Origin of the sequence: Kitasatospora sp. NPDC056731, assembly GCF_040687675.1 — a bacterium.
Lineage (GTDB): Bacteria > Actinomycetota > Actinomycetes > Streptomycetales > Streptomycetaceae > Kitasatospora.
This window is the reverse complement of sequence record NZ_JBFBNR010000065.1, coordinates 13,998-36,729: the sequence shown is the minus strand read 5'-3', so window position 1 is coordinate 36,729 and position 22,732 is coordinate 13,998. Positions and strand designations below refer to the sequence as shown.

At 72.9% G+C, this 22,732-nt stretch carries 14 protein-coding genes, 1 tRNA gene and 1 pseudogene; 10 read left to right on the top strand and 6 right to left on the bottom strand.

Going from position 1 to position 22,732, the window contains the following annotated elements:
- Positions 1 to 66 precede the first annotated feature (66 nt).
- From AB0R04_RS36220 to AB0R04_RS36205, 4 genes are all read right to left on the bottom strand, one after another.
- Positions 67 to 140: transfer RNA gene (locus tag AB0R04_RS36220), tRNA-Met, on the bottom strand.
- A gap of 107 nt (positions 141 to 247) precedes the next feature.
- On the bottom strand, positions 248 to 1,537 hold the full coding sequence (locus AB0R04_RS36215; protein ID WP_363378083.1) for an ABC transporter substrate-binding protein: 1,290 nt from the start codon (positions 1,535 to 1,537) through the stop codon (positions 248 to 250).
- Positions 1,534 to 2,952 (bottom strand): hypothetical protein, encoded by a 1,419-nt coding sequence (locus tag AB0R04_RS36210; RefSeq protein ID WP_363378081.1) that lies wholly within the window; start codon positions 2,950 to 2,952, stop codon positions 1,534 to 1,536. The genes AB0R04_RS36215 and AB0R04_RS36210 overlap by 4 nt, the downstream gene beginning before the upstream one ends.
- Before the next feature lie 444 nt (positions 2,953 to 3,396).
- On the bottom strand, positions 3,397 to 3,552 hold the full coding sequence (locus AB0R04_RS36205) for an MMPL family transporter (protein WP_363378079.1): 156 nt from the start codon (positions 3,550 to 3,552) through the stop codon (positions 3,397 to 3,399).
- Between AB0R04_RS36205 and AB0R04_RS36200 the strand changes: the two are divergent.
- The 3 genes and pseudogenes from AB0R04_RS36200 to AB0R04_RS36190 form a co-directional block, all read left to right on the top strand.
- Positions 3,515 to 3,685: pseudogene (locus AB0R04_RS36200) on the top strand (LuxR C-terminal-related transcriptional regulator); the annotation flags it as partial. The gene AB0R04_RS36205 and the pseudogene AB0R04_RS36200 overlap by 38 nt on opposite strands.
- A 78-nt stretch (positions 3,686 to 3,763) precedes the next feature.
- Entirely contained in the window at positions 3,764 to 4,225 is a 462-nt protein-coding gene (locus AB0R04_RS36195; protein WP_363378077.1) for an SMI1/KNR4 family protein, read from the top strand.
- A 205-nt stretch (positions 4,226 to 4,430) separates the two neighbouring features.
- Positions 4,431 to 5,522, top strand: a complete 1,092-nt coding sequence (locus AB0R04_RS36190; RefSeq protein WP_363378076.1) for a polyprenyl synthetase family protein — start codon at positions 4,431 to 4,433, stop codon at positions 5,520 to 5,522.
- A gap of 79 nt (positions 5,523 to 5,601) precedes the next feature.
- Here AB0R04_RS36190 and AB0R04_RS36185 read toward each other — a convergent pair whose 3' ends face one another.
- Positions 5,602 to 6,585 (bottom strand): NADP-dependent oxidoreductase, encoded by a 984-nt coding sequence (locus tag AB0R04_RS36185; RefSeq protein WP_363378074.1) that lies wholly within the window; start codon positions 6,583 to 6,585, stop codon positions 5,602 to 5,604.
- A gap of 140 nt (positions 6,586 to 6,725) precedes the next feature.
- On the opposite strand from AB0R04_RS36185, the gene AB0R04_RS36180 reads away from it, so the two are divergent.
- The 5 genes from AB0R04_RS36180 (at position 6,726) to AB0R04_RS36160 (ending at position 19,805) form a co-directional block, all read left to right on the top strand.
- Complete coding sequence (locus AB0R04_RS36180; RefSeq protein WP_363378072.1) at positions 6,726 to 7,103, top strand: helix-turn-helix domain-containing protein; 378 nt, start codon at positions 6,726 to 6,728, stop codon at positions 7,101 to 7,103.
- 332 nt (positions 7,104 to 7,435) lie between these two features.
- The gene (locus AB0R04_RS36175; protein WP_363378070.1) at positions 7,436 to 8,194 is read left to right on the top strand and encodes a hypothetical protein; all 759 of its coding nucleotides are present in this window, start codon (positions 7,436 to 7,438) and stop codon (positions 8,192 to 8,194) included.
- A gap of 159 nt (positions 8,195 to 8,353) precedes the next feature.
- Entirely contained in the window at positions 8,354 to 16,786 is an 8,433-nt protein-coding gene (locus AB0R04_RS36170) for a type I polyketide synthase (RefSeq protein WP_363378069.1), read from the top strand.
- Between the two features lie 268 nt (positions 16,787 to 17,054).
- A complete protein-coding gene (locus AB0R04_RS36165; RefSeq protein WP_363378067.1) occupies positions 17,055 to 18,266 on the top strand; it encodes an RICIN domain-containing protein in 1,212 nt (403 codons plus the stop codon).
- Positions 18,267 to 18,776: 510 nt separating this feature from the next.
- Complete coding sequence (locus AB0R04_RS36160) at positions 18,777 to 19,805, top strand: NAD-dependent epimerase/dehydratase family protein (RefSeq protein WP_363378065.1); 1,029 nt, start codon at positions 18,777 to 18,779, stop codon at positions 19,803 to 19,805.
- Here the strand turns inward: AB0R04_RS36160 and AB0R04_RS36155 are convergent.
- Positions 19,802 to 21,142, bottom strand: a complete 1,341-nt coding sequence (locus AB0R04_RS36155) for a hypothetical protein (protein ID WP_363378063.1) — start codon at positions 21,140 to 21,142, stop codon at positions 19,802 to 19,804. The two genes, AB0R04_RS36160 and AB0R04_RS36155, sit on opposite strands and share 4 nt — an antisense overlap.
- A gap of 260 nt (positions 21,143 to 21,402) precedes the next feature.
- Here AB0R04_RS36155 and AB0R04_RS36150 point away from each other — a divergent pair, with 260 nt between their 5' ends.
- On the top strand, positions 21,403 to 21,840 hold the full coding sequence (locus AB0R04_RS36150) for an ATP-binding protein (protein WP_363378061.1): 438 nt from the start codon (positions 21,403 to 21,405) through the stop codon (positions 21,838 to 21,840).
- Between the two features lie 237 nt (positions 21,841 to 22,077).
- Positions 22,078 to 22,689 carry a hypothetical protein gene (locus tag AB0R04_RS36145; protein ID WP_363378059.1) on the top strand — a complete coding sequence of 204 codons (612 nt, stop codon included), beginning with the start codon at positions 22,078 to 22,080 and terminating at the stop codon, positions 22,687 to 22,689.
- Positions 22,690 to 22,732: the final 43 nt, after the last annotated feature.

Genomic DNA, 22,732 nt, shown 5'->3' with positions numbered 1-22,732 from the left:
TCCGCCCCCCCGGGAACAACCCCCGGGGCCCCCACCCACTGTGCGCGCCGGCCCCAGTGGCAGAAGTAGCGGGGACAGGATTTGAACCTGCGACCTCTGGGTTATGAGCCCAGCGAGCTACCGAGCTGCTCCACCCCGCGTCGGTAGTACCAACCTTACGGCACCGGCCGGCGATCACCTAATCGGTTACCCGGCGGCCGGGTGCGCGCGGCCGGCCGAGATGCGGGTTGCCGTCCCCAACTGAAAGTCAGGCGTAGACGGTGGCCCGGACCCGGTCCAGGTCCGTGAGCAGGGTGTCCAGCTGCGAAGGGTCGTTGGCATAGGCGAGCACGGCTCGGTAGAACGCGCTCTGCATCGCGTCCGGCATCAGGTCGGAGGCGTCGAACCGTACCGCCCGGGCGTCGACCAGCAGTTGGCCCAGGCGCCGGGACAGGGCGTCCGGGTAGACGGTGGTGGGCACCTGGCGGTTGGGGCTCAGTGCACCGCCGCGGGCCACCCAGATCTGCTGCGCCTCGGGTGTCGTGAGGTAGGCGACGAGCTGCTGGGCGGCCGGGGTGGCGTGGAACATGCCGAGCAGGTCGCCCGCCACCTCCTCGGTGCCCTTGAATCCTTCGTCGATGGTCGGGAACCGGGCGAAGTCGTAGTCCTCGCCGGCCTTGAGCTGCGGGTCGCCCTGCTGGTAGTAGTCCGTGATGAAGGACGCCGCGTGCTCGAAGTAGCAGCCCGGCTGCCGGCCGAACAGCGAGTTGCCCGAGCCGGCGAAGTCGGTGAGCAGCATGCCGCGGGAGTCACCGCGGACCAGGCCCTTGGCGGCGACCACGTCTCCCCAGGTCTGCCAGGCCCGTTTGATCGCAGGAGAGTTCCAGGCGAGCGCGCCGCTCGCCCACTGGTCGTAGACGTCCGGCCCGGACTGGGCGAGGACGATGTCCTCCAGCCAGTCGGTGCCCGGCCAGCCGGAGGCGGAGCTGGACTCCAGCCCGACACACCACGGGGGGACACCCGCCCCGGCGATCTGCCGGTCCAGGGTGTTCAGCTGGTCCCAGCTGCCGGGTGGCGTCCAGCCGTGTGCGGCAAGGGCCTTGGGGGAGTACCAGATGAGGCTCTTCACCGAGGCCTTGACGAACACGGCGTACTGCTTGCCGTCCACGGCGCCCAACCGCACCCAGCTCGCTCCGTACTGCGCGGCCATGCCCGGCAGGTCGAGCGCACCGTCGAGCGGGGCCAACCGGCCGGCCCGGGCGTACTGCACCAGCTTTCCGGGGCTGGAGAGGACGGCGAGATCGGGCGGCGTCCCGTTGTCGACCCGGTCGGCCAGTACGGTGTCGGAGTCCCGGGAGCCCTGGTAGTCCACCCTGATCCCGGTCCGCTGCTCGAACGGCGCGACCATGGCCAGGAACGAGTCCCGCTCGCTGCCGGTCCAGGTGCCGAGCACATGGACCACAGGTCCCGACCCGCCGCTGCTGCAGGCCGTGGGGCCGAAGAGGGCGACCAGCAGCAGGGCGAGACAGGCCCGGGCCCAGCGGTCTGCCCTGCTCATCGCGCGGCCCGGTACTCGTCGATCCGTGGCCAGAGGCCGCCCAGGCAGAGCACCGCGATGGCGGCGCACAGCACCGGGAGCGCGCGGCCCAGGTCCAGGTCGGAGCGGGCCGCTGATTCGGCATCGGCCAGCCGTTGCCGGTCCAGCTCCGTGAGGCGGGCCAGGTCGGCGTCGAACGCCGCGCCGGCGCCGCCCAGTTGGGCGGCGCCGGGGCCGACAGCCGTGGCCACCACGGTGGGGTCGGCCGCGGCTGCCGTGGCGGGGCCGCGCGTGGCGGCCTGCCGGCGCAGCTCGGCATCGGCCGCGGTGAACTGCTGGAAGTCCCGGAGGGTGTGCAAGGCGGCGTCCCGTTTCGCTGGGGAGGAGTCGGGGCGGAGGTCGGCATCGAACAGGTCGGCGAGGATGCCGTGGAACGCGGGCTGCTGGTTCTCGGCCGCCGCGACCGCTCCCGGCGTGACCGGACGGTCCGCCAGCGGGCCGGTGTAGGTGGCGAAGTCGTCGGAAAGGTCCTGTCCGGGGACGGTCTGGACCACCGCCAGCGCATCACCGCCTGCCGCTTCGGCGGCGAGCGCGCGAGCCTGCCAGGTGGCGGTCAGCCGGGGCAGCACCTCGTCGGTGGCGGTGCCGAAGGCTCGGTCGGTGTGCAGGGTCGCCACCACCGTCCAGCCGGCCAGCGTGAGCAGCAGGACGGACGCGGTGAGCAGGTACGGGTTGAGTCGCCGGTTGAAGTGGCGGCTCAGAAAGCGCTGCGTACCGACCAGCAGGACCAGGGCGAGTACCGCGGGGGCGAGCACGCCGAGCAGCACGACCGGGGCGAGCCATCCGCTCTGCTGTTGCCGGCCCAGTTCCTGCTGCTCGGCGGCCCGCAGTTGCTGGACCTGGGCGAGGACTCCGTCACCGGGTTTGTGCATCAGGCTTGAGGCGTAGCTCAAGTAGGCGGCGCCGAGGGCACCCTGGCTCTCGGTGGCATGCGCCTGTTCGATCAGGCTGGTGTACTCGACGAGCAGTCCCTCGACGGCCTGCAGTCGCCCGCTCCCGGCCGGCCCGGTCGCGTCGTGCTCGGCGGCCCGGGCCAACGCCTGGTGGGCCGACTTCAGATCGTCCTGGTAACGCTGCCCCGGCCCGCTCAGGCGCGCCGTCCCCGAGGCGAAGCTCCCGGCCGCGACCCGGTCCGCGTCGGCGAGCAGGTACGACAGCTGCGCGATGTCGACAAGGGCCGGGTCGGCGTGGGCTTCGGCGGCGGACACCGCCGTGTGCGCGCCGGCGAGCGCCGCCTCCAACGTCCCCCACAGCGCCGCCGTGCACAGGACCAGCGCGACCACAACCCGGCGCAGCCGGCCCGGAGTGGTGGCTGGCGCGGCGGGCCTGCGGCCGAAGCGGTGCGACCGTGACCCCACGCCGGCAATGGCCGCCATCCGCATCCCGCCCCCCGGCTCGGCCCGTCAGGAGCCCGACGGATCGTCGCCCACCCTAGCCGCGCGACTATGGAGTGGCTACCGGGAAGCGGAATATGACGGAGTATCAGTTTCGACTCCGGCGGCCCGGGCGTCGTACTCTGACGCACCGTCAGCTTGGCGGTCACCCTACGCGGTCCGCTCGATCGAGGTCATCTCCACTCCACCCGGTGTCGTCGTCCGAGCCTGCCGCGTCCTACGGGTGACGGCTGTTCCGGGACCAGGAGGGGGCTGCGCCCTGTTCCTCCTGCGGCGCGTACGGCTGGGGGTACGGGTAGGTGTGGTGGTCCGGCTGCGGTGGCGTGGGCCACTGCGACCAGGGCTGGGACTGCGGCGACCGCGGCGCCTCTGCGCGGGGGTGCCGGGGGCGGGGCGGGGGGTCATGCGGCCCGGGCACAGGGGCCATCACAGGCTGCGGCCGAGGAGCGCGGCCAGGGCGGGCACCAGGACGACGGACAGCAGGAACGCGGAGAGCAGGATGCCGAGCGCGGTCGCGAAGCCGATCTGCTGGGTCGAGGGCTGCGGGGTCACGGCGACCGAGATCGCGTCGGCGATGGGCATCAGCGTCTCCACGGTCAAGAACTACATCACCAGCATCTTCGCCAAGCTGAGCGTCCGCGACCGCGCCCAGGCGGTGATCGCGGTCTACGAGTCCGGCCTGGTCGAGGCCCGCCCCGCGAACCCGCCGGGCTGAGGCGGGTTGATTCCGGCAGCGGTACTCCACAGACGGCCTCCGTGTCCGGCCTGACACTCCAGCGTGGGGAAGCCGCGAATGCGCCTGGCTAAGCTCTCGATCATGTGGAGACAAGTAATCCAGGAGGTCTTTCCTGAGGCAGGCTTCCAGGAGCCAGCTCAGGCGTCCGAGATCGTCGAAGCCGAGGAGCGGCTCGGGCGAACGTTGCCTGCGGAGCTCAGGCAGTTGCTTCTCGAAAGCAACGGGGTGATCGGACGCACCTACGTGGACACCATCTGGACGGTCGACCAGATCGTCCAACAGAACCTGCTCTTCTGGTCTGACGAATCCTTCGCCCAGCTGTACATGCCTTTCGATGCCCTCCTGTTCTTCGGGGACAACGGAGGCGGTGATCAGTTCGCCTTGGTGCAGAAGCCCGAGCGTCCAGACGTGTTCGTCTGGGAACACGAGAACGACAGCCGCAGATGGGTGGCCAACAACCTGCGGGACTACCTGGGTCGTTCGCTGCGCACTGGCGGAGACGACTGGTATCGGCTGTAAGCCAAGTCGGTCAGCGGCACAGGGCCGCGTCCACCGTGGCCGCTGTCGTGCGGCGGCCTCTACCTTCTGGAGCGCGGGAGGGCACCTACCGGGTGCTCGGGCCGGGAGGCCGATGGGGCAGCATGGGTGACGGACCACCACCGGGATCCGTGGTGCCTCTGCGCCTGTGCGGGCGCGCAGACCCGCCCGAACGGAAGACATCTTCGTGACCGATACCGCCGCCGTCCTCGCCGAGCAGATCCGGGCCCGTCTCGCCGGGTACGAGCGCCGGTTCAGCACGCTGTCCGAGCAGTACTTCCAGGACCTGGCCGCCGCCTTCGACGCTCCGTCGTTCAGCCGGTTCACCCCGGACTGCCTGGCCCTGCTGCGGGACCTGTCGCTGCGCGGCGGCAAGCGGATGCGGGTGGCCCTGCTCTTCGAAGCGGCCCGGCTGGTGACTGCCGAGCCCGTGGCGGGGCTGGACGACGCCGCGCTGAGCATCGAACTGCTCCAGACCCACGGGCTGGTCCACGACGACATCATCGACGACAGCCCCACCCGCCGGGGCGGGCCCTCCACCTACTACGCCTACCGGGGGCGGTTCCCCGACCGGCCGCAGACCGCGCTGGGGCTCGCCGTCCTCGCCGGCGACCTCGCACTCGCGCTGTCGCTCCAGGTCCTTCTTGATTCCCGGGCCCCGCTCCCGGTCCGACAGGCCATGGTCGAGGTGCAGACGCGGGCGGCAACGGCCACGTTCGTCGGCCAGATCATCGACCTGGAGCGGGACTTCACCGCGGACCCGGACGAGGAGGTGCTGCACGACGTGGCCGATTACAAGACCGCCCGCTACTCGGTCCTCGCCCCGCTCCAGTTGGGACTGCTCGCCGCCGGCGTCCAGCCCGCCCGCCACGACGAGGAACTTCGCCGCTACGCCCGGCTGGTGGGGATCTGCGGGCAGCTGCGCGACGACTACCTGGACCTCTTCGGCGACGCGGGGACGATGGGCAAGCCCACCGGAACGGACATTCGGGAGGGGCGGCGCAACTACACCGTCCGTGCCGTCCTGGCGGCGGCCACCGACTCCGAGCGGGCCATGGTGGAGTCCGCACTCGGCGACGGAGCCTGCACCGAGGAGACCATCGCCGCCATCCGCGACCTCGCCCACCGCCACGGCGTCCCGGAGCGGATGCGGGCGGACATGCGGCGCTTCGCCCACGCGGCCGCCACGGAGGCCGCAGCCTGGCGCCCCAGGTGGCGGGAGGAGGCCGTCGCGTTCTTCGAGTACCTGCCGAGGTGGAGCGTCGAGCGAGTCCGGTGAGGTGAGGGGGGAGCGCGACACGGAGGACGGAGGACGGGGGAGGGGCGAGCGGGGAATCTCGCCCGTCCCTGATCGGTGGTCAGTTGGCTCCGGGCCCGACCTCGGTGGTGAGGACGAGCTTGCCGCGGGTGCGGCCCGCCTCGCCGCGGGCATGAGCGGCCCCAGCCTGCTCCAGCGGGAAGGTCTGCTCCACCTCGACGGCGACCTCGCCGGCGTCGATCAGTGCGGCGATCTTCGTCAGCGCGGCGCCGTCCGGTTCGACCAGGAACGGGGTGACCCGCACGCCGGCCGCCTCGGTGGCCGCAGCCAGCTCGGGGGAGACGCCGGCCGGGATGGCGATCAGCAGGCCGCCGGGGCGCAGGACCTTCAGGGAGCGGGTGCTGGTCAGGTCGTGGGCGTTGCCCACCAGGTCGATGACGACGTCGATGCCGGCGGTGGCGTCCTCGAAGCGGGAGCTGGTGTAGTCGATCGCCTCGTCGGCGCCGAGCTCCTTGAGCCAGGAGTGCCGGGCGGCGCTGGCGGTGGCGATCACGTGGGCGCCCAGGTGGCGGGCGAACTGGACCGCGAAGTGGCCCACCCCACCGGCGGCTGCGGTGATCAGCACCCGCTGGCCGGCCCGCACCTGGGCGGTGTCGACGACGGCCTGCCAGGCGGTCAGTGCCGCCAGCGGCACGGCGGCGGCGTGCACGTGGTCGAGCGTGGCCGGCTTGCGGGCGAACTGCCGGGCCGGGGCGGTCACGTACTCGGCGTAGGCGTTCGCGGCGCGTGGGAACCACGGCATGCCGTACACCTCGTCACCGGCCTTCAGCGTGGTCACGCCGAAGCCGACCTCCTCGACCACGCCGGACACGTCCCAGCCGAGCGTGAACGGCGGCTCACCCAGCAGGCCGGCCATGCCGGAGCCGCCGCGGGTCTTCCAGTCCACCGGGTTGATCCCGGCCGCGTGCACCCGCACCAGCACCTCCGTCGGCAGCGGCACCGGGCGCGTCACCTCGGCGACCCGCAGTACCTCCGGCCCGCCGAACGTGTCCTGGACCACCGCACGCATCGTGTCTGCGGACATGTGTCATCTCCCGAAGCATCAGAGGCTGGAAGGCCGTTCAGCGGCCGTTCCTTGATGTCGGCGACGCTATCCCCGCGGGTATGGTTACCTTCAAGGGCTAGTACTTCCCATCGGGAAGTGTCCTGGTGAGGAGAGTGAGCATGACGACCACCTGCCCCAGCGGCGAGCACTCGCAGCACGACGTCTACGCCGCCCAGTGCCCCTGTCGCATCCTGCTCGACCTGCTCGCCAACAAGTGGGCTGCCCTCGCCATCGGCGCCCTCGAAGACGGTCCCCAGCGGTTCGGTGAACTCCAGCGCCGCCTCCAGGGCGTCAGCCCCAAGGTGCTGACCCAGACCCTGCGCCGCCTGGAGGACTTCGGCATCCTCGACCGCACCGTGTACCCCGTCGTCCCCCTGCACGTCGAGTACTCCCTCACCCGCCTCGGCCAGAGTGCCGCGGTGCCGTTGAACGCGCTTCGCTCCTGGGTCGAGGAGAACATCGACCAGGCCTTCCGCCCGGAGCCGGTCGCGGGGTAGCCCGGCATCGGCCACGACCGGCTCTCGCAGCCGAGGGTTCAGCACGCCGCTGACGGTGGGCCCGCGGTCGGGGGCCCACCGCCGGGGCCCGCGGCCACCCGATCCGCCCCTGAACTCAGGGCCGACGCAGGCGGCGGCCGCGCTGGGCCTCCATCGTGCCGCGGGGGCGATGGAGCGGGGGTGGTCCTCGGCCGCCGGGTCGATGCCGAGCAGCCGGTTGTGGCGCAGGTGCACCAGGCCGGGCAGCTCGGAACCCCCGGGGGGTGCAGCGCCTCGCCGCAGCGGGCGAGTGCACCGGCCCCCGCCATCCCCCGTCCGTACAAGGAGAAAGCATGCCCAGGGACATCGCCACGGTCTGTCTGGACGCGACCGCGGCCGACGATGTGACGACCGCCCTCGCTGCCGCCCTCGCTCCCTTCGAGCACGACGCCCAGCCCGTCGACGACCGCTGGCAAGGTGAATGGGACTGGTGGCACGTCTACGGAGGCGACGGTGAGTACGGCCTGGCCGTGCGACCAGGCCATGAGAACGACCCGCGCCTGATCCGCAGCCCCACCTGGCTGGACGGCACCCCGCGCCCGGCACAGCCCGCGGACCGCTGCGACGGTGGGCCCCGAGGCCTCCTCGACCTCGACACCGAACGCACGGCCGTAGGCGTCGCCGCAGCCCGGGAATGGGACGCCTGGACCGCGTTCGCCGCACGGTTCCCACCCGCTCACTCGCTCCGGACGATCGCGGGACGCAGCCCCTCCGCTACCAACCCGCCCTACCAGGCGTTCATGGCGCAGCCGGTCATGCAGGCTCTCGCCGCCTGGCGGCAGTCCGACCCGGACGCGCCCACCTGGACGAAGCAGCAGGATCCCCTCCAGCACTTCGCCGGGAGCCGCGAGCAGTATGCCCATCGAGCCGCCATGCGGGTCCAGACCACCAACGTCCTGCTCACCGTCGACGGCCGATGGATCGATTGCTTCGACTACACCCCCACGCCGCAGCAGCCGGTCGCGGCCAACGCGTACTTCGACTTCGCGGACCGGTACCTCCGCGAACTGCCGGAGGACGCCGTCATCGTCCGCGTCCGATTCCATTCGTGACGTCCGGGGCGCTGCTTCGAAGAAGCGCCGCAGTTCCTCAGCGGCCGCAAGCGCAGCTGCGGCGAGTCCGCAGGACTCGGTCTGTGCCCGCGTGTTACTGGGTACGGAGGAGATCGACGGGGGAGCGGATCGCGAGTGGCGAGAGGTCGGAGCTGGGGCGTGAGTGGTGACCTGCGGTATGACGATCTGGTGCGGCCGCTGCCGGAGTTGCTGAAGAGGCACGCCGAACGGTCGGCGGACCGGGTCGCGTTCCACGACTTCTCGCGTGGCGTCAGCTACGCCGAGTTGGAGCGGCGGACCGGGCGGTTGGCCGGGTCGCTCGTGCGGGCGGGGGTCCGGCGCGGCGATCGGGTGGCGCTCTGCCTGGGCAACTGCGTTGAGCTGGTGGAGGGTTGCCTCGCGGTGCTGCGGGCGGGGTCGGTCGGCGTCCTGCTCAACCCCCGCTCCTCCGACGACGAACTCGACTACTACCTGCGGGACAGCGGCGCCTCGGCCATCATCACCGACCCCGCGCATCTCACGCAGCTCCACCGCCTCGGCCCCGCGTACCGCGGCCTGCACACCGTGCTCACCGGGGCGGGTCCGATCCCCTCGAACGCCCCCGACGGCACCGTCCTCTTCGAGGCCGAAGCCGAGGTCGCGACCGGGAGCGGGAGCGGGAGCGACGGGCCCGGGGCCCCCGACGACCTGGGGCTCGACGATCCGGCCTGGCTGCTCTACACCTCCGGGACCACCTACCGCCCCAAGGGCGTGCTCTCCACGCAGCGCAGCGCACTGTGGTCGGTGGCGGCCTGCTACGCGCCGGTCTTCGGGCTCTCCCCCGAGGACCGGCTGCTGTGGCCGCTGCCGCTGTTCCACAGCTTCGGGCACTCCCTCGCGATCCTGGGCACCACGGCCGTCGGCGCGAGCACCGCGATCGCCGGTGAACTGCCGACGTCCGGCGACCTGCCGACGCCCGGCGACCTGTGGCGCACGCTGCGCACCCCGAGCGCAGCCCTCGGCGGGCCGTTCACCGTCCTGGCCGGCGTCCCCACGACGTACCACCGGTTGATGTCCTCGGCGAAGGACACCCCGCTCCCCGCGCCGGGGCCCGGGCTGCGGCTCTGCGTCACGGCGGGCGCGCCGTGCCCGCCCGAGCTGCGCGGGGTGGTGGAGGAGACGCTCGGCGCGCCGCTGCTCGACGTCTACGGCAGTACCGAGACGTGCGGCGCGATCGCGGTGGCCCGCCCGAACGGCCCCCGGGTCGACGGGTCCTGCGGACTGCCGGTACCCGGCGTCGAGGTCCGCGTCGTCGATCCGGACAGCGGCGTCGACGTCCTCGCGGGCGGCGAGGGCGAGATCTGGGTCAGCGGCCCGAATCTCATGACGGGCTACCACGACCAGCCGGAAGCGACGGCCGCCGCGCTGCGCGAGGGCTGGTACCGGACCGGGGATCTCGGCCGTCGCGTCGAACACGGTCACCTCGTCCTCACCGGCCGGGTCAGCGAACTGATCATCCGGGGCGGCGAGAACATCCACCCCACGGAGGTCGAGCACGTCCTGCGGGGCTGCCCCGGGGTGCGGGACGCCGTGGTCCTCGGCCTGCCGCACGCCGTCCTCGGCGAGGTCCCGGTCGCCTTCGTGGTGCCCGGCCCGGAGGGCCTGGACCCGCGGCTGGTGCTCGACGTCTGCCGCTCGCAGCTCGCGGACCACAAGGTCCCCGTCGAGATCCGCGAGATCGCGGCCGTCCCGCGCACGCCGTCGGGCAAGATCGTCCGCCATGCGGTGCTCAGCGACCCGGTTGCGGCACCGGCGCCGCAGCCGGCCCCGGCCGGGGGCTCTCTGGGCCGCGGGCTGCTGTCGCTGCCCCGGGAGGAGCAGGAACGCGCGCTGTGCGAGAGGGTGTGCGTCGAGACGGCCCGGGTCCGCGGCCGCGCGCCGGCGAGCGGGCCCGACGCGGGCGGTTCGTTCGCGGACCGCTCGTTCATGGACCTCGGGCTGACCTCGCTCGGCGCCATCGAGCTGATCGACCGGCTCGCGGCGTCGACCGGGCTGAGCCTGCCGACGACGCTGGTCTTCGACCACCCCACCCCGGCCGCCGTCGCTCGCCACCTGCACACCGGACTGTTCGCCGCCGAGCCCGCCGAGTTCGCCGCACCTGCTGTACACACGACCCCCGCACCGCGGACCGCCGAGCCGGAGGAGCCGTACGACCGGGACCCGGTGGTGATCGTCGCCATGGCCTGCCGCTACCCCGGCGGCGTGGAATCCCCCGAAGGGCTCTGGGAGTTGGTGTCGCAGGGCACGGACGCGATCTCGGACCTGCCGACCGACCGGGGCTGGGACCTCGCCGCCCTCTACGACCCCGACCCGGACCGGATCGGCACCTGCTACACCCGCAGCGGCGGATTCCTGCACAGCGCCGCGGAGTTCGACGCGGGCCTGTTCGGCATCTCGCCGCGCGAGGCGCTCGCCATGGACCCGCAGCAGCGGCTGCTGCTGGAGGTCACCTGGGAGGCGTGGGAGCGGGCCGGGATCGACCCGGCGTCCGTCCGGGACAGCGACACGGGCGTCTTCCTCGGCGTGATGTACGGCGATTACGCCTCCCGCTTCACCGAGCACGAACTGGAGGCCCACCTCGCCCTGGGCTCGGCCGGCAGCGTGGCCTCCGGCCGACTCTCCTACGTGTTCGGCCTGCGCGGGCCCGCGATCACCGTCGACACGGCGTGCTCGTCCTCGCTGGTCGCCGTGCACCAGGCGGCCCAGGCGCTGCGCTCGGGCGCGTGCTCGCTGGCGCTGGCCGGCGGCGTCACGGTGATGGCGACGCCCAACCCGCTGGTCGCGTTCAGCCGCCAGCGCGCCCTCGCGCCCGACGGCCGGTGCAAGTCCTTCTCGGCCACGGCGGACGGCACCGCCTGGGCCGAGGGCGCCGGGGTGCTGCTGCTGGAGAGGCTGTCCGACGCGCGCCGCAACGGACACCCGGTGCTGGCCGTGGTGCGCGGCAGCGCCGTCAACTCCGACGGCGCGTCCAACGGCCTGACCGCGCCCAACGGCCGCGCCCAGCAGCGCCTGATCCAGCTGGCGCTGGCCGACGCCGGGCTGCGCGCGCACGAGGTGGACGCCGTGGAGGCGCACGGGACGGGCACCGCGCTCGGTGATCCCGTCGAGGCGCGGGCGCTGCTCGCCGGCTACGGCCGGGGCCGGGGGCCGGAAGGCTCTCCGCTGTGGCTGGGCAGCGTCAAGTCCAACCTCGGACACACCCAGGCCGCCGCCGGAGTCGCCGGGATCATCAAGATGGCCCAGGCCATGCGGCACGGCGAGTTGCCCAGGACCCTGCACGTGGCAGCCCCCACCCCGCACGTCGACTGGTCCGCGGGCCGGGTCGAGTTGCTGACCGCCGCCCGGCCGTGGCCCGCGCCCGCCGGCCGGCCGCGCCGGGCCGGCGTGTCGGCCTTCGGGATCGGCGGCACCAACGCGCACGTGATCATCGAGGAGCCGGCCGCCGCGGACCGCGCCCCGCTGCAGGAACCCGCACGGCCCCAGGGGCTGGCAGTGCCGTGGCTGGTCGGCGCGGCCGACGAGGCGGCCCTGCGGGCCCAGGCGCGGCGGCTGGCCGACCACGTCGCCGCCCGGCCGGGCCTCTCGTCGGCGGACGTGGGCTTCTCGTTGGCGGTGTCGCGGTCGGCGCTCACGCACCGGGCGATGGTGCCGGCCGCGGACCGCGAGCGCATGCTGGCCGGGCTCCGGGCGATCGCCGACGGCACGCCCGGCGACGGCACGTCCGGCGCCGGGGCGTTGACGCGCCTGGCCGATCCGCGCACCCGCACCGCCTTCCTGTTCACCGGGCAGGGCGCGCAGCGCACGCGGATGGGCGAGGAGCTAGGGGAGGCGTTCCCCGCGTTCGCCGAGGCCTTCGACGAGATCTGCCGCGTGCTGGACGGCGAACTCGACCGGCCGCTGCGCACGGTGATCCGCGCCGAGCCGGGCTCGCCGGACGCCCTGCTCGACCGCACGGACTTCACGCAGGCCGCCCTGTTCGCCTACGAGGTGGCGCTCTTCCGGCTGGTGGAGTCCTGGGGCGTGCGGGCCGACTTCCTGGCCGGGCACTCCGTGGGCGAGTTGGCGGCCGCGCACGTCGCCGGCGTGCTGGACCTCGCCGACGCCGTGCGGCTGGTCGCGGCGCGCGGGCGGCTGATGCGGGCGCTGCCCGACGGCGGGGCGATGGTGGCCCTCGACGCGGCGGAGCACGAGGTCCTGCCCGAACTCGCGGACGTGGCCGACCGCGTGGCGATCGCCGCGGTCAACGGACCGCGCGCGGTAGTGCTCTCCGGCGCGCGGGACGCGGTCCTCGCCGTCGCGGCGCGGTTCGAGGCCCGCGGCCGCCGCAGCACGCGGCTCAAGGTCGGCCACGGTTTCCACTCGCCGCTGGTGGAGCCGGTGCTCGACGAGTTCCGCCGCGTCGCCGAGACGCTGGAGTTCCGGCCGCCGCGGATCCCGGTGGTCTCCACCGTGACGGGGTCTCGGGCGGCGCCCGAGGAACTGGGCTCCGCGGACTACTGGGTGCGGCACGCGCGGCTTCCCGTCCGGTTCGCCGAGGCCGTGGAGTGGCTGGGCGCCAACGGCGTCGGGGGCTTCCTGGAACTCGGCCCGCAGCCCGTGCTCACCGCGTACGCGCAGGAGTGCCCGGCCGTCCAGGACGGCGGCCCGGAGTTCCAGGACGGCGGCGGCCCGGTGTTCGCCTTCGCGGCCCGTGACGGCGAGCGGGAGCCGGACACTCTGCTGGCGGCCGTGGCCCGGCTCCACGTGCGCGGCGTCGGCGTCGACTGGCCCGCGGTGTTCGCGGAGCGCGGGCTGCGGCGCGTGGAGCTGCCGACCTACGCCTTCCAGCGCCGGAGGTACTGGCTGGACCCACCGCGCCCGGCCGGGGCGGGTCCAGCCAGTACCTTCGGCGAGCATCCGCTGCTCGGCCCGCCGTTCGAGGTGCCGGGCACCGGGCACACGGTGCTCTCCGGCCTGCTGTCGGTGAGCGCCCAGCCGTGGCTCGCCGACCACGTCGTCGGCGGGGCGCCGCTCGTGCCGGGGACGGCGTTCGTCGAGATGGCCGTGCGCGCGGGCGACGCGGTCGGCTGCGGCACGCTGGAGGAGCTCGTGATCCTGCGGCCGTTGGCTCTGCCCGCCTCGGGGGTACGGGTCCAGGTCGTGGTGGGGGAGGTGGACGACTCCGGCCGGCGGTCCGTCGAGATCCACGCGCGACCGGTGGAGGCCGCCGAGCCCGCCGAGCCCGCCTGGACGCCGCACGCCACCGGCCTGCTCGCCCGCACGCCCGAGCCGGGGACGGCACCGGAGGGGCACGGCCTGACGCAGTGGCCGCCGCCCGGCGCCGCGGAGATCGATCCCGCCGGCGCCTACGAAGCCGCGGCGGAGCGCGGTCTGGCCTACGGGCCCGCGTTCCGCGGCGTGCGCGCGCTGTGGCGACGGGGTGCGGAGGTGTTCGCGGAGGTCCGGTTGCCCGAGCCGTGGACAGCTGAGGCGGACCGGTACGGCATCCACCCCGCGCTCCTGGACGCCGCCGCGCACGCCTTGATGCTCGCCGCGCCCGCCCAGGGAACCGGCCCGGGCGGGGGCGCGGACGCGGACGGGCACCCGGGCGCGGGCGGCGCCCGGGTGCCGTTCCAGTGGAGCGGCGTGTGCCTGCACGCCGCCGAGGCGTCGACGGTGCGGGTGCGGATCGCGCCGGTCGGCGAGGCAGACCCCGCCTCGGAGGGCGGCGCGTTCTCGATCACGCTCGCCGACCCGGCGGGCCGCCTGGTGGCCCGCGTCAACTCCCTCTCCACCAGGGAGCTTCCGACCGGACGCCGCGATCCCGGGCAGGACATCGCCCAGCGCGCCCTGCTGCGCCCCGACTGGGTCCCCGTCGCACTGCCCGGCGGGGCACCGCAGTCGGCGGGCTGGACGGTCCTCGGGCCGGACCAGCTGAACCTCGGCGCCTTCGTCCCCCTCGCCGGCCCCTCCTCACCCACGACCGGCGCGGACGCCGCTGCCCCGCCCCGCCACCTGGCGCTCACCGCCGTCGGCTCGGAATCGGAAACGGATCGCGGCCCGCTGGCCGACGTCCACCTGCTGACCACGCGGGTGCTCAAGGCCCTCCAGGACTGGCAGGACGATCCGGCCACCGCAGGCTCGCGGCTCGTGGTGGTGACGCGGAACGCCACCGCACCCACGCCGGACCTGGCGGGAGCCGCGGTCTGGGGACTGGTGCGCACCGCGCAGTCGGAGCTGCCGGGGTGCGTGGTCCTGATCGACGTGGACGAGGACCCCGTTTCCCTGCGCCTGCTGCCTGCGGCGGCCGCCAGCGGCGAGCCCCAACTCTCCCTGCGCGCCGGGCGGGCGACGGTGCCACGGCTGGTCGGCGTCCCGGCGGCGGTGCCGCGGCTGGTCGGCGCCCCGGCGGCGGTCCACCCGCCCGAGCCCTGGCCGGCCGAGAGCGCCCCGCCCCGCCGCTCCGGAGCCTTCGACCCGGACGGCACGGTGCTGATCACCGGCGGCACCGGAGCGCTGGGCGCGGACCTGGCCGGGCACCTGGTCGACGCGTACGGGGTCCGCCACCTGCTGCTGACCGGGCGGCGCGGCCCGCACGCACCGGGCGCCGACGCCCTGCGCGCGAGTCTGGCGGAGCGGGGCGCGCAGGTCAGGATCGTCGCGTGCGACGTGGCCGACCGGGCCCGGCTCGCCGAGCTGATCGAGCAGTGCGACCCCCCGCTGACCGCCGTCGTGCACGCCGCCGGGGTCCTCGACGACGGAGCGCTGGCCGCGCTGTCCCCCGAGCGGCTGGCGGCGGTCCTGCGGCCGAAGGCGGACGCGGCCTGGCACCTGCACGAGTTGACCCGCGACCGGGGCCTGTCGGCCTTCGTCCTGTTCTCCTCGATCTCGGGCGTGCTGGGCCGGGCGGGCCAGGGCAACTACGCCGCGGCGAACTCGTTCCTGGACGCGCTCGCCCAGCACCGGGCCGCCGCCGGCCTGCCCGCCGTCTCGCTGGCGTGGGGCATGTGGGGCCACGACGCGGGCATGGCAGCCCAGTTGACCGAGGGCGCGGGGCACCCGAGGCCCGACGACGTGGTCCGGGCGTTCACCCCCGCCCAAGGACTGGCCCTGTTCGACGCGGCACTGCGGACGGGAGCCCCCGTACTCGCGCCGGTCCTGCTCGACCGGGCCGCGCTGCGCACTGCCGCAGGGCAACTACCGGCGCCGCTGCGCGACCTGGCGCGCTACGGCCGGCCCGCCGCCGAGGCGCAGAGCGGCGCGACCGAACCGCCGCCGGGCGGCCGGGAGGGCTCGGAGCCCGGGGCGTGGCGCACGCTGCTGGCCGGGCTGCCCGCCGAGGAGCGCGGGGCCGCGCTCACGGAACTGCTGCGCGGCGACGTGGCCGCGGTGCTCGGCTACTCCGGCGCGCAGGACCTGCCCGTCGGCAGGACCCTGGCCGAGCTCGGCTTCGACTCCCTGACGGCCGTCCAGTTCCGCAGCCGACTGAGCACGGCCCTGCGCCTGCGGCTGCCCGCGGCCGTCGTGTTCGAGCACCCGGCGATCGAGGACCTCGCCCGTCACGTACTCGACCTGCTCGACGACCTGCCCAACAACCTGCCCAACGACCTGCCCGACGACCTGCCCGACGGCACACCGCGTGAGCGCCCCGGCCTCCGGCCCGCACCACCCACCGGCCGTCCCGCGCAGACGCTCGCGGCGCTGTACCGCGCGCTCTGCGAGCAGGGCCGGCCGGCGGCCGCGATGCACCTGGTGGTCGCGGCGTCCTCGGCCGCCGCGACGTTCGGCGCCGACGACGCCGCGGAGCACGCCGTGCCGCCGCTGCGCCGGGCCCGGGGCCGCGCCGGCTCCCCGGTCGTGGTCTTCTTCCCCGACCACCGTCCGCTCCCCGCATTCCCGGGCGGCGGGTTCGCGGCCCTGCACGCCTGCTTCGAGGGCGAGTTGGAGGTCCTGGAGTTCCCACACCCGGGCATCGGCGCGGGGTACGCCGTTCCGGCCGACCGGGAGACGCTCGCCCGCCTCCACGCCGAGACGGTGCTGCGGCACGTCGGCAACCGGCCCGTCGTCCTGGTCGGTGCTTCCGCCGGGGGCGCCATCGCGCACGCCGTGACCCGACGCCTCGAACTCAGGGGATCCGCTCCCTTGGGACAAGTGCTGATCGACACGTATCTCGTCCACCAGGGCAACCACTCCACGGACTGGCTGACCGCCCTGGCCGCCCCACCGGCCCCGTACCTCGCCGCGGACGTGAGCGCGGACGGGTCCACCGGCGACGAGGACGCCGCCGTCGCGGCCATGGGCGCCTACACCGGGCTCTTCCTGGACTGGCGCCCGGAGCCCGTGGACACCCCGACCCTCCTCATCGGCGCCGCGCGGCCGACCCCGCTGATGGCGGCGCGCGCCGACGGCGACTCCTGGCGCACGTCCTGGCCACTGCCACACGAGCGCGTCGAGGTGCCCGGCAACCACCTCTCCCTGGCACGGGAGGACGCCGCCACCACGGCAGCCGCGATCCGCACCTGGATCGACTCCCTCACCCACCCCGGCACCCCGCCGGAGGCCACCACCCGGTAGAGGCAGCCAGCGCCGTCCGCACGCCGTTCCTTGTCCAACGCCACACGTGCCAGACGAAGCTGGTGGCCGGTCTCCTCCTGCGCCCCGTCCTGCGACCAGGTCCGTGACGGTGACGCCCGTCTGCCAACAGGTCATCAGTGATCCATCAGTGATCCATCAGGGAACTGTCAGGAACCCGGGGCGCGGCGTTCGGGCCGACCTAGCATCCGAGCATCGTCTCTTCCCCACGGACGATCTTCACCACTCTCAGTGATCGAGGTACTTCGGCATGCGCGGTCTCTCCCGCCGGTCCCACACGCTCGCCCAACGCGCCGTCGCGGGCGTCCTGCTGTCGGGCCTGGCCGTTGCCGGCCTGATGGTCTCGCCGCAGCGGGCCGCCGCAGCCGACTGCGACGGCCAGAGCAGCGTGGGCGGCGGCAACTGCACCACGGCCCTGATCAACTCCATCGGTGCCATGATCGGCGGCTTCCGCAGCGCGGCCCTCCAGGCGCAGGCCGACAACGCCGCGTTCACCCAGGGCATGGCCAGCCAACTGAGTGCCGCGGCTCCCGGCTACAACGTCATGGTGTTCAAGTACGACGGCACCGACCTCTACGACACCATCTGGTTCCGCAACGTGTACGAGGCGAACATGAACGGGGTGCTGGTCGACACCACCGTCAAGCTGCAGCACCACGACTCGCAGGGCGGGCCGGCCGGCTACGACGACTTCCGCATCTGGGTCTTCGCGGGTGACTCGACCTTCACCAACAAGGGCGACGGCGGGTACGGGAACTGGGCCTTCGTCGGCTCCGACTCCGACCGGACCGTGAGCACCACCAGGTCCTGTGTGCTGATCCGCTGCGTCGACAGCAAGCGGATCATCCACTTCCCCGCCCGCGACATCACGGTCCCGGGCGTCCCCAAGAGTGGTGGCACCCCGATCACCGACACCCCGGGCACCCCCGGCATCCCCACACACGATGACGGCGATGACGGTGATGACGGCAACGACGACGGCAACGACGGCAACGACGACGGCGGCGACACCAGCACCACCCCGGCCGTTCCCGCGCACCAGGGCGGCGGCAAGGGCGGGGGCGGCAAGGGCGGCAGCGGTGGTGGTGCCGGCATCGCCGGGCTGCACCACCCCAAGGTGAAGAACGGCCGGGGTCCGGTGGTCACGGGGTCCTCGATCCTGGCTGCCGCCAGCGGCGCCAAGAACTCCGCCTGGCAGTTCACCTCCCTGGGCAACGGCCGGTACAAGATCACCAGTGCCGTCTCCGGGCTCGCGCTGACCGAGAACACCAAGACCTTCTTCGCCGAGGCCAAGCCGTGGACCGGCGCCGACGCGCAGAAGTGGCAGCTCGTCAGCGCGGGTGGCGGCCAGTACCAGATCCGGACTACCGACCAGGACTGCCTGACCTACGACGAGGACGCCAAGGCGCTCGGCGTCTGGACCTGCAACAACGCCTGGAACCAGCAGTGGAAGCTCCAGTAGCGGTCACCCGCGCACGCTGACCCGACGCACCCCGACCCGGCACCCGCCCGGGTCGGGGTGAGGCCGTATTCAAGGTGCGGTCGTATTCGAGGTGAGGCCGTATCCGAACAGTGCCTGGTGGCCGCCGGTTCCAGCCTCCGATCTCCGATCACGCGGCGGTGTGGCGGCTGATCAGTTCCAGCAGACGGTGTACGGCCTCGTCCACTCCCGGGCGGTGTTCGGCGACCACGGTGGTCTCCAGGTGGGGTGACTCTCCCCGCAGCGGGACATAGGCGACTCCGCGCTCGTGACGGACTGGGCGATACGCGGACAGCCCTACGGCTGCCGGGCGCTCGTCGTCCTGCTGGTGTTCGGCATGGTCTTCGGTCTGACGGTCGTCGTTGCCGAATCCGTGATCAAGATTGGAGCAGCAGGTCGTTGACCGGTACCTCGACCTGCTCCGCGACCGGTAGGGGCCCCGATTCTGTGGGCGGCTGCGCGCGAAGGCGCCGGGCTGGCAGGATCGCCCGCATGAGGATTCTCGTGCTGGGCGGTGGCTGGTTCCTGGGCCGGGCGGTCGTGAGTGGCGCGCTGGAACGAGGTTGGGAGGTGACCACGTTCACGCGCGGCCTGTCCGGTATCCCGGTGCCCGGAGCGGTCGCGGTGCACGGCGACCGGGAGCGGCCGGAGGACACGGCACGTCTGGCCACTCACGGTCCGTGGGACGCCGTGATCGACACCTCCGCTTCCGAGTTGTCGCCCCGTTCTGTGCTCGCAGGAACCCGGGCCCTGGAGCCAGTCGTCGGCCGCTACGTCTATGTCTCCACGGTCTCGGTCTACGAGGGCTGGCCCAACGAGCCGCTGACCGCGGACTCGTCTGTGCTGGATGCCCCGGCCGACGCCGGGCCGGAGTACGGGCAGCTGCCGGAGGGTTGGACAGGCCCGGACACCCACTACGGGCGGCAGAAGGCCGGGGCCGAACGTGCGGTGACCGAGGCCTTCGGTCTTCCTCGTACGAGCCTGCTCAGGCCCGGTGTCATCCTCGGCCCCGGCGAGTACGTGGGCAGGCTGCCGTGGTGGCTGCGCAGGGCTGAGCGCGGCGGCCGCATCCTGGCGCCCGGTGACCCGGCGAAGTCGATCCAGCCGGTCGATGTGCGGGATGTGGCCGCGTTCGCGCTCGACCAGGCCCAACGGGTTGGACACCAGGTCCACAACGTCACCACGCCGGTGGGCCGCGAGACGATGAGCGGCTTCCTACGCGCGTGCATGGGTGCGACCGGCAGCTCCGGCGAACTGGTGTGGGTCACCGATCAGGTCCTGCTGAACAGCGGGCTCCGCCAGTGGACGGAGATCCCGCTCTGGCGGACGCACCCAGGCGTTTGGTCCATCGATCCGTCGTCGGCGATCGCGGCCGGCTTCCGAAGCAGGCCGCTCGCCGAGACTGTTGCGGACACGTGGGCCTGGCTTCAGCAGGGCAACGTACCCGTGCCGCACCAGCGCTGGGACGAGCACGGGATTGCCCCGGACAAGGAGGCCGCCATCTTGGAGAGCGTCCGCTAGCCGATCCCGTCGATGGCGAGCCGCACCGCGCCCGGTCCGAGGATGCGCGGTGCGGCGACCAGCGTGAAGTCGTCGATCTGCTCTGCGAGGTCTCGCGCGGCAACGGCGTTGTGGAAGGTAGGCGAGGTCAGCTCAGCCCGGACCGCGTTCACCCGGTCGACGAGTCCCGCCCCCCGCCACTCCCTCGGCAGACTCAGTACGGGACGCATGGCCTCAGCGGCACCGTCCAGGTCACGGCGCATCAGCAAGGCCGTCGCCAGGTCGGCGCCGGCCTGTGGAGCAACCACCAGCGGTGTGGAGTTTGGCGCCTGGGAGGAGATCAGCTCCAGCGACCGTCGCGCCGAGGCCTCCGCTCCTGCGCCATCGCGTAGGAGCAGCAGGGTCGTGCTGTTGCTCATGGCGACGCGCTCCAAGCTGAAGTCGAACTCGCCGGCGACACCGTCGTGGAGGTCGTCCGTGGCGGGGCCGCGATCGGCCAGGCTCCGCTGTATCGCCGTGTGGGCTTCCTCGGCCTGGCCGAGGTGCGCGTAGGAGCGGGCGGCGATCGCGGCCAGCCTCGCCTTTCCCGTGGCGCCGACTCCTGGAAACAACTGGGCCCGTTCGATCTGGCGAACCGCCTGCCTGGGGTTGCCGCCCCAGTAGTACAACAGGGCGAGGTAGCCGTGGGCGTAGGCCTGGAGCGGCCCGTGCTCCGCCACCTGGCCGTACAGGGCAGAGGCACGCATCAGTTCGACTGCGGTCGGCATCGAGCCGAGATCGAATGCGCAGGCACCCAGGAGCGCCGATGCCTGGCCGGCGACGACGTAGAGGCGGCCTCGTTGGGACAACAGCTGCGTACGGTCGAGCATCACGGTGGCAAGGCCGAGCAGTTCCTTGGCCGCCATGAAGATCTCGTGGGGAGGGGTGGTGGTGTTTGCTCGGACCAGGCGTACCAGGTCGTCCTCGAGTTGGTCGAGGCTGAGGTCGGGAAGCAACTGTGAGGCCGCGTCGGCGGCGTGGGCGCGGGCATCTCGTGCGGTCATGGCGAGTTCTCTTTCATCGAGCACTGGAGTGGGTACTGCGCGCAGTACCTGTGCCTGCTCGTCGGTGCAGGGCGCGAAGAGTTCGTCGACGGGCTTGCCGTACATCCGCTCGAGAATTGCGGGTGCCGGGTGGTGAGGCCGGGCGACTTGTCCGGCACGCCACCGCGTGAAGCTCTTGTCCGTCAGAACGACGTTTCTGAAGGCGATATCCCCGGTCCGCTCGTAGAGGAGCGCCGCGACCCGCCTGTACTCGGCCAGGAAGCTCCGGAAATCCATGCGGGCCTCGGTGACTAAGACATCGAACACAATGTTCATCGCGTCGCGGTCCCTTCGGGGCCGCAGCCCCAGCTGCGAACTACTTCATCCCCTTGCCTACCACCTCTGGACCGGTGGCCACACAGGTGATGCGGAAGTGTCCACGAACTGTCCGCAGCTTGTCCCTGGCCTCACCCGAACGAGGAGCAAGTGTCCCTGCTTCGTGGGTGGTTCTGTCTCCGCACCCCAGTCCATGGTTGATCCCCGTAAGCGAACTGTAACGGGGCGTCAAGACGCTCCTGATGACGGGAGCGATGCACATGGTGGCCGTCGAACAGCCGCGATCTCTCCACCACTGGGAGGCCACGCTGACGGCAGAGGCGGCCGCGGCCTCCACGGCACGCCGAATGGTGGGCTCAGTGCTCAGAGAGTGGGGATGGGAGAACGACCGGGCATCCGACCTGGTCCTCATCGCCTCGGAACTGGTGACAAACGTCGTTCGGCACGCCAGCCGGTCGCGCGGCAGTATCGGTCTGCACCTTCAGGAGACCGGCGGCGACTGCCGGATCGAGGTTCTGGACTACCGCCCTGACCTGCCGCTGCCGGAAACTCCGGTTGCCCGCGGCGAGTGTGGCCGGGGGCTGATCCTCGTCCGCGAGCTGGCGGACGGAACGGGTGTGGTAACGACCGCCACGACCAAGAACGTGTGGGCAAGGGTCCTTCTTGCCGCTGACGATACGCCGAGGCGCACTCCGTGAAAACCGCGATCAGACGGGCCATGAGGGCCGTCGGCTGGCAGCGTCGCCGAACGCCGCCTACTCCCCGGTCGGCGCCCACCCAGGACGTCATCCACCACATGTGCGTCCTCGAACTCGCCAACCTGGCCGCCCAGATGGGACCCGTCCTGCCCGTCGTCCAGCCGAGAAGCCTTGCCAACCACGGACAACAGCGGACTCGTTGAAGCCGACACGTACCAACCCCAAGGAGAGACCGTCGTGAACACCGAACCCGCCTCCGGCACCCCGGAGACCCTGCGCGCCGCCATGGTCAGGACGTTGCGCGAGGACGGGACGATCCGCACCGAGCGCGTCGCCGAGGTCATGGCCCGCGTGCCGCGCGAGCACTTCGCCCCCGAGGCGCAGCCCGCCGACGCCTACGACCCGGAGCGGCCCGTGGTGACCAAGCGGGACCGGGACGGGCTCGCGATCAGTTCGGTCTCGGCCGCCAACGTCCAGACGTTCATGCTGGAACAGGCCGATCCGCGGCCCGGCGAGAACGTCCTGGAGATCGGCTCCGGCGGGATGTTCGCCGCCTATCTCGCCGAACTCGTCGCCCCCGATGGCGCGGTCACCACCATGGACATCGACCCCGAGGTCACCGCCCGGACCCGCTTCGAGCTCGGCGCCCACGGGCACGGCCCGGCCGCCACTGCTGCCGCCGCCCGCCTCGTCAACGAGATCCGTACCTGGGACCGGGAGCACCGGGGCGGACCCGGGGCCCGTTTCGAGGTCCACCCGGCCGGAACGCCCGACGGCCGGCTGCCCGCGGGCCGCGTGGTCGACAAGACCCACACCCGCATCACGATCTCCTGGCCCGAGAAGGCATAGCTGCCGCCCGGCCGCCAGGTGACGCACCACCGAACCCCTTCAC